The sequence below is a fragment of the Neobacillus sp. D3-1R genome, from assembly GCF_052180215.1.
In the GTDB taxonomy this organism is placed as follows: Bacteria; Bacillota; Bacilli; order Bacillales; family Cytobacillaceae; genus Pseudoneobacillus.
The window spans coordinates 3,060,538-3,076,712 of sequence record NZ_CP197471.1 but is presented as its reverse complement, the minus strand read 5'-3'; the positions used below and the strand labels follow the sequence as shown (position 1 = coordinate 3,076,712).

Sequence of the window (16,175 nt, the reverse complement as noted above, 5' to 3'; positions counted from 1 at the left end):
GCGTGGAATGCCACGCTCCTTAACTTTTGGTTATTATTTTTGCAATTTGTTCTAAACTCATGTCACTTGTAACCTCAAACACCCCTAATTGAATCTTCGTACTGTACTGATGATCATCTAAAAAGTGTTGGAATTCGTCAGGGTCCTTGATGATTTCAGCTTCATAGAGCCGATCAACAATATCATTTGAAGTCATCCCACTCACGACCTCCAAATGATATCTAATAGTAGTCTTTTGAGTAGCAGGTTCTTTTTTAGCTTCTTTCGTACTCTGCTTCCATTCTTGTTTATTCTTTTCTATTGTATCAGCAATTGTTTTTGCCTTATCCGCTTCATATTCCTTTGAACTAAAAATGAGATAATTCTCACTTTCTAACATTTTTTTTGCATCTTGAACAGTAAGGTTTTTTTCCTTTGGCTTTTGATCAAGGTTGAAGTAAAACCACCCTAATAAACTGACAGCCAATATAATCCCCAAACTAAACGCACGTACACTTCTCTTATTCATACTGAGTGCCTCTACTATCATTTAGAATTCTTAACACACTTTCAGGTGATAAAGAGGATTGTCTTGCTATCTGATCGATGGTTTTACCTTGCTGCGCTAATGCGAATACCTGATTTTTAATAATATCGTGAACCACCATTGGCTGAGAAACGGTAGGTTCTTTATAACCCCTTGGTTGGTGATTAAAATCATCCATTAAAAGTTCTTCCTCAAGGACAGATATTTTTTTCTTGATTTGATACATCTCTTGAGCTTGCTGAAGGGTCATTTGATCCATTTCTTCTTTAAGAGCATCATAAGGGTCTTTTAAAAAAAAGGATAATAAAATGAGGATTACTGCAAGCGCTAAAAGTCCAAGCATGATTGTTGACATATTTGCCACCCCATTTGTTTCGAATAAAATTATTTTTATTTTACCATTAATCCTGACAATTTTCGATTTCTACTTCCTTTTCTGTGAATATTTGTCGGAAATATTTATAAATAAGCGCGAAATTTTGTCGAAAAGTCATTCGGAATGATGATAAAAAATATTTTTTTTGAAGTTTGTTTTTGCCTAATAGGGACAAGCAAAATACGACAAAATGCGTTTATTGTAGGAGTTAGCTATCAATGCTACCATTAAATTAACTGAAAATGGAATAATTGGGTTAAGACAATCATATAATACTATTTTTTGAAATGAGGGACGTCATGATAAAAGAAATTGTATCTTTAAGAAGGAAAGGGATGTCCTTCCGAAAAATTGCTAAAGAGTTAAATTCAACTGTAGGAAAGGTACATTATCAGTGGTTGAAGTATTCCAATACTAAAACAGAGATTGAGAATCCTCCTATTAAGAATAAGGATTATTTTTTAAATTGTTCTGACCAATTAGAGCATTTTCTCATTAGCGATCTAACAGTAGAAAATAAACTTTTTTCTCAATGGTATATTGCGAAGTGGCAAAAGGAAATGGTTTCCTTTTATTTTAATCAGGTTGCTAATCAAAAGATTATGATCTTCCGAGTTTATGATGTAACCGATATTTATTTTAACGGAGCCAATGCGCATTCTTATTATGAATTTCAGTTGCCAGAAGGTAGAACAAACTGGACGGTCAAAGGATTAAAAAAAGATAGGACCTATTTAACCGAAATAGGCTTTAACGTAAATCAGCATTATTTTCCCATATTAAGATCTAACGCCGTTCATATTCATAAAGACGAAGATAAAATAAACTATCACAATCAACTTCAAATGATCACTATTGAAAATAACGATGAAACTCAACCAAATTGGATCGATCAAGTTAGTACATATAGCTATTACGAAAACATCAATGAGGTGAAATCGTAAATGGATTCAATGGGATTTAACCAAAAGAATAAGAAATTGGCCTATTCTTCAGGATTTAAAAAATTACGTATTCTCCTTCTAACCTGGGAGTTTCCTCCACACATTGTTGGCGGGTTAGCAAGACATTCTGAAGGGTTATCAGTTTATTTACAAAAAAACGGAATCGATGTAACCGTTATAACCACAAAAACACCAAAAATAGTACAAGCCTTTGAAGAAGTTCAAGGTGTAAAGGTTTATCGAGTTGAGCCCCTAAACGCAATGGATAACCAATTTCTTAATTGGGTTGGTGGTTTGAATATGGCAATGGCAGAAAAAGCATTCCAAATATCTAATGAAGAAGCTTTTGATATCATTCATGCCCATGATTGGTTAGTCGGTGAGGCTGCTCAAACCTTAAGTAAGTATTTAAATATCCCTTTAATCACCACTATTCATGCTACAGAACATGGGCGAAATGGAGGGATATTTACCGAACTCCAACGCTTTATCCATCAAAAGGAAGACAAGCTTATCCAATCTTCGAATCACCTAATAGTCTGTAGTGAATACATGAAAGAAGAAATCGTAGAGATTTTTTCTTATCCAGGAGAAAAAATCTCAATTATTCCAAACGGTGTGGTGATAGATAAACCGTCAATACAAGGTAATTTTCACCCTTTATTACAATTTGAAAATAGGAATATCCTATTTTCTATTGGAAGACTTGTAAAAGAAAAAGGATTTGATTTGCTTATTGAAGCTGCCGCCAAAATGAAGAGAAAAGACGTATGTTTTGTTATTGCTGGGATTGGTCCAATGTTTCAGGAATATGAGCGGAAAATAAAGAGTCTTGCGTTGGAGAACTCTATTTATTTAATTGGATTTATTTCGGATGAACAAAGAAATCAATTTTTTGAAAAGTGTACAATGGCAATCTTACCAAGTCGTTACGAACCGTTTGGAATTGTTGCACTTGAGGCCATGAAATTTTCTAAACCAATTATTGTTTCAGCAACGGGTGGATTAAAAGGAATAAATAAACATTTAGAAACAGGACTTTTTATGGAACCCAACAATGTAGACAGTTTAGTTTCGCAAATAGAAATGGTTTTAAATCAGCCAGAGTTGGCTGAGCAAATGGCTAAAAAAGGTAAGGATTTAGTGGACCAATTTTATAGTTGGCAAAGAGTAGCGGAAATGACAAAACGGATTTACGAGGACCAACATCTTTTTATATCGATAAACGAGGGACAGTATGAATTAAATTTTAGGCTCTGTTAAAGAGCAGTATTGATTTTTAATATAGTTGATTGGAGCGGAAGGTACGAGACTCCTGCGGGAGCAGCGGGACAGGTGAGACCCCGCAGGAGCGATAGCGACGAGGAGGCTCACCGCACGCCCCGCGGAAAGCGAGTGCCTGCAGCGGAAATCAACATTCTTGTTTAACAGAGCCAGATTTTAAATAACTTTAAAAGGTGAATATAATGGAAACTCTTATAAAAATAAAAGAAAGTATGTTAGAAGATACAATTTCTTCGCATTTGCAAATGGTATTTGGTATTTGGATTAACGGACACACCTACTGGCTATTCAATCAAACTGAAAAAATCATAACAAAGGAACAGTTAACCGTTACAATCAAGCAGGAGTTTGTACAGTCGAATGTAAGGCTAAGTCATATTTATATAACCAACCACAATGAGAGCGAAAAAGAGCTAAAATTGCTTTTTATCCATCGCTATGCACAGGCATCTAAAGATCATTTCACATTTATTTCTCCATCAGAGCAGGTTATTTTCCATTTGGCTAATAAAAAAGTATTTTTAGTAAATGGACATTTCGAAGGTAAACTCATGCAACAAGCAACAATTCAACCGTTTTGGTCTATGAATACGGAAAGAATGTGGAACTGCTCAGAAAAAGGTATCCTGAAATATCAGCCTATGGCAAAAGGATTAGCTGTAAGTATGTTTACTTTAGACCTTATTATTCCAAGCCATACAACGAAAAAAGCCTCTACCTGGACGATTAAAGGTGAATCTAAAACGGAATTGGGAAAAGTAAACGATATCCTTTTAAAAAACACACTAGCATTTCCTTTTAAAAAGTGATATTATAGAAAAGTCGTAAAAACGTACTAGCTTTTATCGTTTGGAGGGAAATATAATGCGTGTAAATATTACGTTAGCTTGCACAGAATGTGGAGAGCGTAACTATATTTCAAACAAAAATAAGCGTAACAACCCAGATCGTCTTGAGCTTAAGAAATATTGCCCAAGAGAAAAACGCACAACTACACACCGCGAAACAAAATAAGCAGTAGGGCTACCCTACTGCTTTTTTTGTGCAATTTATCATATAAATCATTACATAACACTTGAAGATATTTGAGGGGATGGATGAGGAATGAATAAAAAAGAGTATCGTTCTTTCTTAATAAAAGAGTTGAAAAAATTAACGAAGCAGGAATATGAGCAATTTTCGTATGAAATTGCAAATCATCTATTTGCAACATCATTATGGAAAGACGCAAATACAATCGGAATAACAGTCTCGAACTTTCCTGAAGTGGATACTTTTCAAATCATTCGAAAAGCATGGGAACAGAATAAACGTGTAGTAGTTCCTAAATGTCACCCGAAAGATAAACAGCTGTCCTTCCATGATATCCATCGATTTACCCAACTTGAATCGGTTTTTTATGGATTATTGGAGCCTATCGAGAATGAAACAGGAAAAGTGGATGCCCAAGAAATTGACTTACTGGTTGTTCCTGGCCTCGCCTATTCCAATGATGGCTATCGTCTTGGTTTTGGAGGCGGGTATTATGATCGTTATTTAGCAAAATATAGGGGGAATACAATTTCTTTAGCCTTCCCTATGCAAATGAGGAATGATATCCCTATTGAGGAACATGATATGCCTGTAAATAGAATTATTTCATCATCTGGTATGTAGAAAAATGTTTCATATGGTTATTAGTTTTTGCATTTTGTTTGTTTCTTTTATTGCCTTTAAAATCCAGGCATTATCAAAATCAGGTGCTTTAGCTTCTTCATTTGTTGGAGCTAGTATATATCTTGGTTTTGGTATCAAAGGTCTTGCCTTGTTAGGAATATTTTTTGTTACGTCAAGTCTATGGTCCAAATTTAAAGCAAAACAAAAGAAAGTAATCGAAGAGAAATTAGAAAAAGGGAGTCAAAGAGATTGGGTGCAAGTTTTCGCTAACGGTGGAGTAGCGGCTATAACTAGTCTCATCTTTTACTACACGAATGACATGATTTGGGAAATAGCATTTTTAATTTCCATGGCTAGTGCAACTGGAGATACTTGGTCTTCTGAAATTGGACCATTGAGTAAAACAAATCCTATATCTATAAAAAACTTTAACAAGGTTCCAGCAGGAACTTCTGGAGCTATAAGTATGCTTGGAACGATTGGTGCCTTATCTGGTGTTCTTTTAATTACGATAATCGGATATATATTGTTTCCGATTCATTTCAAGATAGCATTGTTTGTCTTACTTTTTGGAATAGTAGGGAATGGAATAGATACCATTCTTGGTGCGTTTTATCAGAGATCTTTTTGTTGTAAGGTCTGTCATATGGAAATGGAACGCTCTACTCATTGTGGAGAACCGGCTAGGTTAAAGTCTGGGGAAAAGTGGTTAACTAATGATGGGGTCAATTTTCTTTCATGCTTAGGCGCACCCGTGTTGGCGTTAATATTCCTTATGTAACAATATTGATACAATGAAGACGGTTTCACCTCTTCTTAGAGGGTATCTTCAGTTTAATTTATCCATTAAACTTTAATTGTTAAGCTCTAATCTAAGGACTATCACAGGAGGGCAATGCTCCATGAAAAATCATGTAAACAGAGTGGCTTTAATAGGAACTGGATTTGTTGGATCAAGCTATGCATTTGCACTGCTTAACCAGGATGTAACAGAAGAATTAGTTTTAATTGATTTAAACAAAGAGAAGTCTGAAGGCGATGCCATGGATTTAAATCATGGTTTACCATTTGCTCCTTCACGTACAAAAATCTGGTTTGGTGATTATTCTGATTGTAAAGATTCAGATATTGTTGTCATTTGTGCTGGAGCTAATCAAAAGCCAGGTGAAACTAGATTAGACCTTGTAGAAAAAAATACAAGAATCTTTAAAGGTATAGTGGAACATGTAATGAAAGCAGGATTCGACGGAATATTTTTAGTCGCTACCAATCCAGTGGATATTTTGACATATGCTGTTTGGAAGTTTTCTGGTTTACCAAAAGAACGGGTTATTGGTTCAGGTACGATATTAGATACAGCACGATTTCGCTTTTTACTTGGGGAATACTTTGATGTGGATACAAGAAATGTGCATGCTTATATTATCGGCGAACACGGCGATACAGAATTACCGGTATGGAGTCACGCGGATATTGCGGGCAAAACGATTCAAGAATGGATCAATAAGAAACCAGACTATAAGCAAGAGGACTTGGATAATATTTTTATCAATGTTAGGGATGCAGCCTATCATATTATTCAAAGAAAAGGTGCCACTTACTATGGAATTGCCATGGGACTTGTTAGACTAACAAAAGCAATTCTTCAAAATGAAAACTCAGTTCTAACCGTTTCCGCTTATTTAGATGGGGAATACGGTCAAAAGGATATATATATCGGAGTTCCTGCGATTGTTAATCGCTCAGGTATTCGTGACATTGTTGAATTACAACTTAACGAAGAAGAAACTCAAAAATTTACAAACTCAGTTAACGTATTAAAGAAAAACATGTCGCCAGTTCTAAATTAGTAGAGCAACAAAGTTTTAGAAAAGAGCCTAAAGAAAAGAAAAAAATAGGATTTTGGATAAAACTTTTCCTTCCTTCCCAAACTATAGGTAGGAGGGATGACTAATGACAAGATTGTTAACATCCATATTAATGATTGGAACATTGGGATATACTTTGTATCGTTATCGTTATCGATTAATGAATGTAATTCTAGGTACTGGATATTTAAGGAGAATATTAGTTCGTTCCATGATGAGCTTTCCAGGAATCCGAAAAAAAATGATGGGGGCTGTATTCTCTGGACCGTCAAATTGGTAAAGACCGATGACGGTCTTTTTTTTTAGGCTCTTTTTCTAGGTATGGAAACATCCTTTTTTTATATTATTTGAAAATTAGTTTATAATGTAGATACAAATAGGCGGGAGGGGACAATTGAGTGAGAGAAGAGCATGTATTTTGGTTCCTAGCCAATCATTTTGTAAAAGAAGAAAATTATCGTATTTTCCATTTTTCAAAGGAGCAAAATGAACTTTGGTTAGAGAATCCCGATAATAAACAAGCCCCCATATTGAGATTATTAAATTGTGAATTAGATTGGAGCAGCTGGCTAGAAAGAGATATTCAACTAACAGAGGCAAATGGAGAGAAAATTAAGAAACAATCCTTTAGGAAGAAGCTAGACATAATGAATCTATATGTCAGCCCGTATCCACCCGTGGATGATTATCAACATCGAATTTCCGAGCATCCTACACACCCATATATAAAGGTTCAAAGTTATATTCTTGCTAGATCATTATTAAGTGAAGAATTATCTAAACTACAAACGAACTTTACCAAAAAAATAGACTACGCTCCTATTAATGATGAGGATATTCAAATTGAAGATATTGCGGAATTGAAAAAAGATACATTTCAAATTTCAGCACATAGAGTAAAAAAAGAACAAGCCATTTTTAATTATGGAAAACCTTTGTTCACTTATATTTTTATAGCATTGCAGGTCATTGTATTTATTCTTCTAGAACTAAATGGAGGAAGTACGAATACAACTACCCTTGTTACTTTCGGTGCAAAATTTAACCCGCTAATCTTAGAAGGTGAATGGTGGCGCTTTGTTGCCCCAATATTTATTCATATAGGCTTTTTACATATCGTTATGAATACTCTTGGCTTATATTATTTAGGTACAGCAGTGGAAAAAATGTATGGCAGTTTTCGCTTTCTTTGGATTTACCTCTTTGCGGGAGTACTCGGTTCTATTGCTAGCTTTGTTTTTAGTCCTAATTTATCAGCAGGTGCCAGTGGAGCCATTTATGGATGTTTTGGGGCTTTGCTGTATTTGGGTCTTATTTATCCTAAATTATTTTTCCGTACTCTTGGAATGAATGTGATTGTCATTTTAATTCTTAACTTAGGTATTAGCTTTACAGTTCCTAGTATCGACTATGTCGGGCATTTGGGTGGATTAGTAGGTGGTTTTATTGCTACTGGAATGGTCCATTTTCCAAAGAAAAAAAGATACTTAAGTCAATTCTTATTTATAGTCATTGGAATACTAATCACTAGTTTTCTACTATTTTACGGATATCAAAAACCGGTAAGTGCACAGAGTGAGGCTACCATTCTGCAACTGTCCCAAGAATATATACAGGATAAAAAATATGATGAGACCTATGCATTACTTCACGATTATTCAAAGCATTCTAAAAACCTTTCTGAACACTTTTATTTTCAATTGTCTTATGTTGAAATTCAAAAGGGAATGCTCAAAGAAGCTGAGTCACATCTGCAAAAGGCTATTAATATTGACCCAAGTTTCCATGAAGCCCAATTTAACCTTGCTCTAGTTTATCTTCAGCTGCAAGAAATTGAAAAAGCAAGGGAACATGTTATAAAAGCAACGGAATTAGCTCCTTCCAATAAAGATTACCAAAACCTTTTAAATCAAATCAATAATTTATCTGTTGACGAAGGAGAGTAGGTTCACCTTCACTTGTTTCAATTAAAACGAATATATGTGTTTTGTCATTCGAAAGTAAGATAAGCGGAACAGTGCTATTGATAGGGTCAATACTTGTTCCGTTTTCTTTTTTAATACCTAAAAAATAGTTTTTATACAGACCTTCCCACAACTTTCCAATCAACTCATTTGTTTTTAACTGACTAAATCCAGGGAAAGGCTCGTGGAGATATTTTGCTAATTGAGTAAGTGGAATTTGTTTATATTTACTAGAATCAATATGATAATGATTTATTGATTTTTTCCAACTATTTGTTAATGTTTGTGCCGTAGTTTGATCTAGCACTCTTTTCCAATTGTCTTCTTCTTTGGTAGAGGGGATTCTAAATGTTCGTAAAGGGCTATAGGGAGAATCAACAATGTATAATTCATCCTTTGACATATCTTGAGAACTCATAATATGTTCATTGGGGTAATGAATTTCAGCATAATGGTATGATACGGCATCAAGATATTGACTCTCTTTACTTTTGATTTTACTTTCTTGAACCAATTGATTAATATTTTGCTTCCATTCCCCCATTTTTCCGACTAATCTTCCATTTCTAAACAGTAAGCCAATATCCTGCCTTAAGTAAGTCTCCTTGGATAAGTTAGAAATGGTTCTCCATTGAATGGAGTATTGTTTTAAACTATCCTTTTCTATTAATGATAGGTTTGTATTCACTGTTTTAAAAGGGGAAGTAGCATCGAGTGGGAAAAAGGTGATACTTTCTTCTGTCCTAGGAGCTTGTATCCATTTTTCTACAAAAAAGACTAAAGTAACTCCAAGGATGAATAAAATAATCGTATTTTTTATAAGGTTCTTCATTCGTTTCCCTCATTTCTATAAATCAAGGCTTTTTTCGGATAAATTGTGGTTTGGGTAAAAATCCCAAATCAAAGAGTTGTCCTTAAAATATATGAAAGAACCATAGTTAAATACCTTCTTGAAAGTATGTTTTTATCTCCCTTTGTCTATGATGGTTAAAGTATTTATACTTATGCTTTCTGGGGTGTTTGCATGAAAAAAGCAAAAAAAGTGACGGCGAGTACGAATTTAAACGAGAACGTGACTTATTTAAGAGACGAACTCGGTGTGGATAAAAGTTTTGATGTGATACAGTTAGATGTAAATTATGCTGGCCGTGATATGGTTTTTTATTTAGTAGATGGATTTGTTAAAGATGACATTTTAAACTTTATTATGAAATGGTTATCGGAGTTAACCAAGGAACAAATTGAAGAACATACCATCGAAAAATTAATTAAAACCTATATTCCCTATGTGGAAATTGAAGCAACGGATGATTTAAATAGAGTAGTTGATACCGTTCTAGCAGGACCAACAGCTTTAGTCGTTGATGGAGAAGATAAGGTAATTTTAATTGATGCCCGTACATACCCAGTTAGGGGGCCACAAGAACCTGATACTGAAAGAGTGGTAAGAGGATCACGTGATGGATTCGTTGAAACACTTGTTTTTAATACTGCTTTAACAAGAAGAAGAGTTCGCGACAGAACATTGCGAATGGAATATCTACAGGTAGGTCGACGTTCAAAGACTGATATAGTTGTATGCTATATTGAAGATATTGCAGATCCGGATTATGTTGAAAAAGTGAAGGATTCATTATCTAAGATCGATACAGACGGTTTACCGATGGCTGAAAAGACAGTAGAGGAGTTCGTAGCAGGTCGTCACTGGAACCCATATCCGATGGTGCGATATACAGAAAGACCAGATACCGCTGCTACACATCTTTTTGAAGGTCATGTTTGTATTATTGTTGATGGGTCACCAAGTGTTTTAATTACTCCAACAACCTTTTGGCATCACTTGCAGCATGCAGAAGAATATCGAAATAAACCGCTCGTAGGGGCTTATTTAAGATTAGTCAGATTTATTGCCGTATGGGCCTCGTTATTTATGCTTCCATTATGGTATTTATTTGCGGTACAGCCCGAGCTTTTACCGAATGCTGTATCCTATCTAGTCCCAAATGATCCAGGCCAGGTTCCGCTTTTTGTTCAAATATTATTAGTTGAAATTGGCATTGATGTGTTACGAATGGCAGCGATTCATACTCCATCAGCCATTGCTACAGCATTAGGTTTGGTCGCAGCGCTTATGATTGGTCAAGTAGCAGTTGAAGTAGGACTATTAACGAATGAAGTAATGATGTATTTCGCTATTGCTACAATTGGTACGTTTGCTACCCCAAGTTATGAGATGAGCTTAGCAAATCGTATTGTTAGAATCGCTTTGTTATCTTTAACAGCGTTATTTAAAATACCTGGTTTAATTATTGGCATCGTTATTTGGATTTTCGCTTTAAGCAGAATGAAGTCATTTGGAGTTCCGTATTTATGGCCATTTATTCCGTTTAATATACGCGCATTTCGGGACGTTATCATTCGATCTCCCATCCCATTAAAAAACCGACGTCCTAAAATACTGCATCCACAAGATCCAGATAGGTAGATTATGATAGGCTAATTCCTCCTAACCTTGGATAGGGGGATTTTTCTTTTAAGTGGTGTGTTGCTATTGAGGTGAACAACCATTTAGATTATAATTTTTAAAGACGTTTACTATTTCACAATCTTGAGGGTAAAGTATGAAAACGATTTATGATATTCAACAATTTCTTATGAAATACGGAACCATTATTTACGTTGGAGATCGGTTAGCCGATTTAGAATTAATGGAAGAAGAATTAAAAGAGCTAAATCAATCACAATTAATTGATGTAAAAGATTTTCAAACAGCTTTGCTTTTGATTAGGCATGAGATACAGTTTGAAAAAGTTAAGAAACAGCATAAGTAACAGGAAGGTGTTAAGATGACTGAAAAATGGATTGTTGGCGTTGATTTAGGAGGAACTACAACGAAGCTGGCATTTATAAATTTATATGGCGAAATTGTACATAAATGGGAAATTCCAACTGATCTTTCCAATGAAGGCAAAAACATTATTATAAACATTGCAAAAGCCATTGATCATCAATTAGGAGAAATGGACGTAGATAAAAGTAAACTCGTAGGGGTTGGCATGGGTGCTCCAGGACCAGTAGACACAAAATCGGGTGTCATTTATAATGCGGTTAATTTAGGGTGGAAAAATCAAGTTCCATTAAGAGACTTATTAGAAGTCGAAACTTCTCTTAAAGCGGTTATTGATAATGACGCCAATTGTGCTGCATTAGGAGAAATGTGGAAGGGTGCAGGAAATGGTGCAAAAGATCTTGTTTGTGTAACCCTTGGTACAGGTGTTGGTGGAGGAGTTATCGCAAACGGTCAAATCGTACAAGGTATAAGCGGGGCAGCTGGTGAAATTGGTCATATTACTTCCATACCAGTAGGAGGAGCACCATGTAATTGTGGGAAAACAGGTTGTCTTGAAACAATTGCATCTGCAACGGGAATTGTAAGGCTTGCCACGAAAAAGGTCCAAGATTCCTCTGATTCAGGTGAATTAAAAAACATCTATCAGACAGAAGGTTCAATTTCAGCTAAATATGTATTTGACTCTGCACGCAACGGTGACCAAATCGCATTGGATGTTATAGAAGAAGTAGCCTTTCATCTAGGCCTTGCATTAGCTAATATTGCTAACACGTTAAATCCAGAGAAAATTGTTATTGGTGGAGGAGTTTCAAAAGCTGGAGATCTTCTTCTTAACTCTATTAAAAATTACTTTGATCAATATAGTTTTCCAAGAGTCAAAGAATCGACTACAATGGCTATTGCTACTTTAGGTAATGATGCAGGTGTTATTGGTGCCGCTTGGTTAATAAAAAATACGATGGTGAAGTAATAACAGGCAAGGAGTTTCCGTTTATTTTAAGGAACTTCTTGCTTGTTTTTGTTAAAAAAACTAGTCGGAAATTCATAATTTCGAGCTGATTTCGATTGGTAAATAAGCTATAAGATAAGACCATAGAAGTGTTTTATAAAAATAGGATAATATTGAAACAAAATCAGGTTTAAGACGTCTAACTATAGGGGAAAAGGAATATCGACATCTACTGCTAGATTTTATCGAAATAAATTGGTTTAAAGACGGATTGATTATTTGAAAAAAAAGTATTAAGATATTGATTGGTTGATTTCTAGCTACCTAAATATAGAAAAAAATATCCTAATTTCCATCTGTTTTTAACAGGGAGGGTAATCCTATGAATAAGCTTTTATGGTCAAAGGTATCTTTGATTTCATTAGCAACTGTGATGCTTTGGCTAAAAACATATATTGTCTATCAAACTAGTTTTGAAATTAAGATAGAAAATTGGACTCAAGAATTTATTTTGTTTATCAATCCATTAAGCTTTTTAATGTTTGTATTTGGAATTGGGCTATTTCTGAAAGAGAAAAATCAAAAAAGATATATTCTGATTACAAGCTTTTTGATTTCAGCGGTACTATATGGAAATGTGGTATTCTATCGGTTCTTTAATGATTTTTTAACCATTCCTGTCCTATTTCAAACCTCCAATATGAGTGATCTTGGAAGCAGTGTAAATGAATTATTAAATATAAGTGATTTGTTATATTTTTTAGACTTTTTTATACTGCTTGCTATTGTGAAATTTAAGCCACCATTTGTTCAATACCGAGAGTATTCTAAAGGCAATCGCCGTGCATTTTTTCTCATTGCTATTGCTATAACATTTTTTAATTTAGGTTTAGCAGAGGCAGAAAGACCCCAATTACTAACTCGTACATTTGATCGTGAAATGCTTGTAAAGAATATAGGGACTTACAATTACCACATCTATGATGCATTTTTACAATCGAAGTCATCTGCTCAGCGTGCATTGGCCGATGGCAGTGAATTAGCTGATATCGAGAATTACGTTCGAGCTGGATATAATCGTCCTAACGATGAGATGTTTGGATTGGCAAAAGGTAAAAATGTAATTTTAATCTCTTTGGAATCCACTCAAAACTTTGTGATCAATCAAACTGTAAATGGTCAAGAAATTACTCCATTCTTAAACGATTTTATTAAGGATAGTTATTACTTTGAAAACTTCTATCATCAAACGGGGCAAGGAAAGACATCTGATTCTGAATTTATTGTGGAAAACTCTTTATATCCATTAAGTCGTGGGGCTGTTTTCTTTACACATTCTGGGAATGAATTCAATGCAACACCAGAAATATTAAATGAAAATGGATATTTCACTGCCTCTTTACATGCCAACAATAAAAGCTTTTGGAATCGCGATATCATGTATAAGTCTCTTGGATATCAACGTTTTTATTCCATGATTGACTATGATATTCGAGAAGATAATTCGGTTGGATGGGGATTAAAGGATAAAGACTTTTTTGAACAATCAATTCAGCATTTAAAAGATATGCCTCAGCCTTATTATGCTAAATTTATTACCTTGACGAATCATTTTCCATTCCAGTTAACGGAAGAGGATCGCTTAATAGAGCCGTTTGACTCTGATAGTAATACATTAAACAATTATTTTCCGACTGTACGGTATGAGGATGAAGCCATTAAGAATTTTGTTGAACGATTAAAAGAAGAAGGATTATATGAAAATTCCATCATTATTCTTTACGGAGACCATTATGGAATCTCAGAAAATCATAACAAGGCCATGGAACAATTTCTTGGAAAAGAAGTAACTCCTTTTGTTAGTACACAACTTCAAAGAGTTCCATTAATTATCCATATTCCCGGTCAAAAAGGTAAAACAATCTCAACCGTTTCTGGCCAAATTGATTTAAAACCAACCATTCTGCATTTATTAGGTATCGATACTAAAAAGGATATCGGATTTGGTTCAGATTTATTTGCTAAAGACAAAATGGAATTCACTGTATTAAGGGATGGTAGTTTTATAACAAAGGACTATATTTATACTCGTGGTATTTGTTATGACAAAAAAGCAGAGGAACCCACAGATACAAATTATTGTGAGCCATATATGGAAAAATCCAAAAATGAACTTGAATTTTCCGATAAAATTATATATGGAGACCTGCTTCGTTTTTATGAAAATGCTAAGTCTATAAAAGAATAACAAAAGAGTCTGCTTATGCAGGCTCTTTTCCATTTTTGTGCATTTACCTTTCCATGCATACATATATATTTTATGATGACTAGCCCACCTATCTTCTAATAACTATCAAAAGAAAGGAGGAAGGACATGAAGGTTCTTGTTCGTAAAGGAGATACACTTTGGTATTATAGTAACCTTTTTACGATACCTTTAAATTTAATACTGGATTCGAATTCAACTATCAAACCAACAGAATTGGAAATTTCTCAGGAAATTAAAATACCAGGATTTCAAGTAACTCCCTACCAACTAAAACGCGGTGATACTTTGTGGAAACTTGCCACTGAAAGAAACTTACCAGTAGATGCACTGCTGTTGCTTAACAGCAAAATAAATCCAAATCAATTACCGATTGGGGAAACTATTTTTCTTCCTAAACGGGTTTCATCACCTGTCGTAGTAGGGAAGAAAGCTTATACTTTTGATGTTTTATTAAAGGATATAAATGACTTAAAGAAAATATATCCATTTATAAATATTAGAACTATAGGGAAAAGTGTATTAGGTAAGCCGCTTCAAGAAATAAAAGTTGGTAAAGGAAATAAGAAAGTTCATATTAATGCATCCTTTCATGCTAATGAATGGATTACTACAGCTATTTTAATGAAAATACTTAATTCCTACTTACTTTCCTTAACTAATTCTGTTTCCATTAAAGGCCTTTCTACAATGCCTTTATACCAGCAAACAGAATTATCTATTGTTCCTATGGTAAATCCGGATGGGGTGAACTTAGTTTTAAAGGGTCCCCCTGCAGAGACACGGGATTTGGTCATGTCGTTGAATGGTGATCATACTGATTTTACAGGCTGGAAAGCGAATATAAGAGGTGTGGATTTAAATAATCAGTATCCTGCTAATTGGCAAATTGAAAAGGAAAGAAAGGAAGCTCAGGCTCCTGCTCCTCGAGATTATCCAGGCGACGCACCTCTTACTGAGCCAGAAGCGATTGCGATGGCTGAGCTTGCAAATGAAAGACGGTTCGATAGACTTATTGCACTTCATACACAAGGTGAAGAGTTTTACTGGGGATATGAAAGGTTAGAACCGCCTGAATCACAGGATTTAGCAGCTGAATTTACAAAATTAAGTGGTTATAAAGCAGTACAGTATATAGATAGTCATGCTGGGTATAAAGATTGGTTCATTCAAGAGTTCCGTAAACCAGGCTTTACTATAGAATTAGGTAAAGGAATTAATCCTTTACCTCTATCTCAATCTGATATACTTTATGATAAATTAGTGGGAATCTTTTTAGCTTCTTTATACATGTAAAATATACTTGATAATATAAAAATAATTATCTTTATTAATGATGATAAATCAATTAAAATAAGTTCAAATCGTTAGTAAAAAAAGCCGTTTATGCGGCTTTTTTACTATTTTAAATTAATTTTATGAAAATTGTAACATTTACAATGTGCTTTCGTACTAATTATTAAAGAAAAAAAGGAAGGGGATTGAAAACAA

Annotated in this window: 17 protein-coding genes; 14 read left to right on the top strand and 3 right to left on the bottom strand. The window is 34.5% G+C overall.

Annotated elements, in window-relative coordinates:
* Nucleotides 1–19: 19 nt before the first annotated feature.
* The gene (locus tag ACSBPO_RS15835) at nucleotides 20–508 is read right to left on the bottom strand and encodes a hypothetical protein (protein WP_442594937.1); all 489 of its coding nucleotides are present in this window, start codon (nucleotides 506–508) and stop codon (nucleotides 20–22) included.
* Entirely contained in the window at nucleotides 501–881 is a 381-nt protein-coding gene (locus ACSBPO_RS15830; protein ID WP_442594935.1) for a helix-turn-helix domain-containing protein, read from the bottom strand. The genes ACSBPO_RS15835 and ACSBPO_RS15830 overlap by 8 nt, the downstream gene beginning before the upstream one ends.
* 320 nt (nucleotides 882–1,201) lie before the next feature.
* Between ACSBPO_RS15830 and ACSBPO_RS15825 the strand changes: the two genes are divergently transcribed.
* From ACSBPO_RS15825 to ACSBPO_RS15785, 9 genes are all read left to right on the top strand, one after another.
* Nucleotides 1,202–1,846: a DUF4912 domain-containing protein gene (locus tag ACSBPO_RS15825; protein ID WP_442594932.1), complete on the top strand. Its 645-nt coding sequence runs from the start codon at nucleotides 1,202–1,204 to the stop codon at nucleotides 1,844–1,846.
* Nucleotides 1,847–3,109, top strand: coding sequence for a glycosyltransferase family 4 protein (locus ACSBPO_RS15820; RefSeq protein WP_442594930.1), 1,263 nt, complete (start codon nucleotides 1,847–1,849; stop codon nucleotides 3,107–3,109).
* A 203-nt stretch (nucleotides 3,110–3,312) separates the two neighbouring features.
* Nucleotides 3,313–3,939 (top strand): hypothetical protein, encoded by a 627-nt coding sequence (locus ACSBPO_RS15815; protein WP_442594928.1) that lies wholly within the window; start codon nucleotides 3,313–3,315, stop codon nucleotides 3,937–3,939.
* Between the two features lie 55 nt (nucleotides 3,940–3,994).
* Nucleotides 3,995–4,144 carry a 50S ribosomal protein L33 gene (rpmG, locus tag ACSBPO_RS15810; protein WP_377878950.1) on the top strand — a complete coding sequence of 50 codons (150 nt, stop codon included), beginning with the start codon at nucleotides 3,995–3,997 and terminating at the stop codon, nucleotides 4,142–4,144.
* 90 nt (nucleotides 4,145–4,234) lie between these two features.
* Nucleotides 4,235–4,786, top strand: coding sequence for a 5-formyltetrahydrofolate cyclo-ligase (locus tag ACSBPO_RS15805; protein WP_442594926.1), 552 nt, complete (start codon nucleotides 4,235–4,237; stop codon nucleotides 4,784–4,786).
* Between the two features lie 4 nt (nucleotides 4,787–4,790).
* Nucleotides 4,791–5,567, top strand: coding sequence for a DUF92 domain-containing protein (locus ACSBPO_RS15800; RefSeq protein WP_442594924.1), 777 nt, complete (start codon nucleotides 4,791–4,793; stop codon nucleotides 5,565–5,567).
* 121 nt (nucleotides 5,568–5,688) lie between these two features.
* Nucleotides 5,689–6,636: an L-lactate dehydrogenase gene (locus ACSBPO_RS15795; protein ID WP_442594922.1), complete on the top strand. Its 948-nt coding sequence runs from the start codon at nucleotides 5,689–5,691 to the stop codon at nucleotides 6,634–6,636.
* Between the two features lie 103 nt (nucleotides 6,637–6,739).
* Complete coding sequence (locus ACSBPO_RS15790; protein ID WP_442594920.1) at nucleotides 6,740–6,934, top strand: hypothetical protein; 195 nt, start codon at nucleotides 6,740–6,742, stop codon at nucleotides 6,932–6,934.
* A gap of 118 nt (nucleotides 6,935–7,052) precedes the next feature.
* Nucleotides 7,053–8,600, top strand: a complete 1,548-nt coding sequence (locus ACSBPO_RS15785) for a rhomboid family intramembrane serine protease (RefSeq protein WP_442594918.1) — start codon at nucleotides 7,053–7,055, stop codon at nucleotides 8,598–8,600.
* Here the strand turns inward: ACSBPO_RS15785 and ACSBPO_RS15780 are convergent.
* Complete coding sequence (locus tag ACSBPO_RS15780) at nucleotides 8,569–9,450, bottom strand: hypothetical protein (protein WP_442594916.1); 882 nt, start codon at nucleotides 9,448–9,450, stop codon at nucleotides 8,569–8,571. The genes ACSBPO_RS15785 and ACSBPO_RS15780 overlap by 32 nt on opposite strands.
* Before the next feature lie 192 nt (nucleotides 9,451–9,642).
* Between ACSBPO_RS15780 and ACSBPO_RS15775 the strand changes: the two genes are divergently transcribed.
* From ACSBPO_RS15775 to ACSBPO_RS15755, 5 genes are all read left to right on the top strand, one after another.
* Entirely contained in the window at nucleotides 9,643–11,103 is a 1,461-nt protein-coding gene (locus ACSBPO_RS15775) for a spore germination protein (protein ID WP_442594914.1), read from the top strand.
* Between the two features lie 136 nt (nucleotides 11,104–11,239).
* On the top strand, nucleotides 11,240–11,449 hold the full coding sequence (locus tag ACSBPO_RS15770) for a YqgQ family protein (RefSeq protein WP_442594912.1): 210 nt from the start codon (nucleotides 11,240–11,242) through the stop codon (nucleotides 11,447–11,449).
* A gap of 15 nt (nucleotides 11,450–11,464) precedes the next feature.
* On the top strand, nucleotides 11,465–12,439 hold the full coding sequence (locus ACSBPO_RS15765; protein ID WP_442594910.1) for an ROK family glucokinase: 975 nt from the start codon (nucleotides 11,465–11,467) through the stop codon (nucleotides 12,437–12,439).
* A 361-nt stretch (nucleotides 12,440–12,800) separates the two neighbouring features.
* Nucleotides 12,801–14,666 carry an LTA synthase family protein gene (locus ACSBPO_RS15760; RefSeq protein ID WP_442594908.1) on the top strand — a complete coding sequence of 622 codons (1,866 nt, stop codon included), beginning with the start codon at nucleotides 12,801–12,803 and terminating at the stop codon, nucleotides 14,664–14,666.
* A 126-nt stretch (nucleotides 14,667–14,792) separates the two neighbouring features.
* Nucleotides 14,793–15,980 (top strand): M14 family metallopeptidase, encoded by a 1,188-nt coding sequence (locus tag ACSBPO_RS15755; protein WP_442594906.1) that lies wholly within the window; start codon nucleotides 14,793–14,795, stop codon nucleotides 15,978–15,980.
* The last annotated feature ends 195 nt before the right edge of the window (nucleotides 15,981–16,175 follow it).